The organism is Vibrio sp. Vb0667 (genome assembly GCF_033391095.1).
In genome coordinates, this window is the sequence record NZ_JAWPOL010000296.1 from 1 (window position 1) to 1,154 (window position 1,154).

The following is a 1,154-nucleotide window of genomic DNA, read 5'->3' on the forward strand; positions in this document are numbered from 1 at the left end:
AAATGCTTGGGTATCTACGCTGTCTACCCATACACAAGGCAGCAACCCGAGAAGATTAAGATCTTCATTGATCACCTATACAACAGCTTCCAAAGTCAAAATCATCGATTTTAAATCAAGTCTACAACGCCATTGGTTACTTTGGTGTTGTGGTTTTGTTTCCACCTTTTCTCTTAAATAATTCATCCAATTTAGCCACTTACACGGTGTTACTCCCTCATCACTTACTTTGATAACAAGACGTTGCGCACACCTGTTAAAGAATGGTTTTGTTATTGTTTCTTTTTGGAAACGATCTGTTTCTTTCGTTCTAACGTCGGTTTGTGAACGCTAAGTTACAGAAAAACAACAGATTAATTACGCTATGTGAGTGCTGGTTAAGGTTTGTACGCTTGACCTTGATGGACGCAGGGAAATTGACTGCTTATAGTGAGCCAAACTCAAATCCACACCGTGTCTGGTTGGATGTGAGTGATGCAAAATAACTAGAGATACGGATATGAAACAAAAGCAGCTGATAGAAGAATTTAAAACGATAGTCGGGGAAGAGAATGTCCTGACCGATCAGGTTAAAACCAAATACTACCGCTCAGGTTTTCGCTCAGGTAGTGGTACAGCGCTTGCCGTCGTGTTTCCTAACACTTTGTTAGAACAATGGAAGATCATTAAACAGTGTGTCGAGGCGAACTGCATCATCATCATGCAGGCTGCGAAAACAGGTCTCACAGAAGGCTCTGCACCAAGTGGTAACGACTATGACCGCGATGTCGTGGTGATCAACATTACCAAAATCAAAAAAATTCACCTGCTGGATGGTGGCAAACAGGCGGTGTGCTTACCCGGTGCAAGTTTACACTCACTAGAAAAAGAACTCAGAGCCGTTAACCGCGCGCCGCATTCTATTATTGGATCTTCATCGCTAGGAGCGACGGTTGTCGGTGGCATTGCCAATAACTCAGGCGGTGCGTTAGTGAAACGCGGCCCGGCGTATACTGAGCTTGCCATCTACGCGCAGGTCGATAAGCAGGGCAACCTCCATCTGGTTAACCATCTTGGTATTGATGGCTTGGGTGAGACGCCGGAAGAAATTCTTCACAACCTGCAAGAGGGCAATTTCGACCCAAGCAAGATTGTTCACGATGATCGCATGGCAT

General features: G+C 44.6%; 1 protein-coding gene and 1 pseudogene. Both read left to right on the forward strand.

The window, feature by feature from the left end:
* Window positions 1-114 (forward strand): annotated as a pseudogene (locus R8269_RS25395) (LysR family transcriptional regulator); the annotation flags it as partial.
* A gap of 385 nt (window positions 115-499) precedes the next feature.
* A partial coding sequence (locus R8269_RS25400) for an FAD-binding protein (RefSeq protein WP_318222935.1) occupies window positions 500-1,154 on the forward strand: 655 nt, incomplete at its 3' end.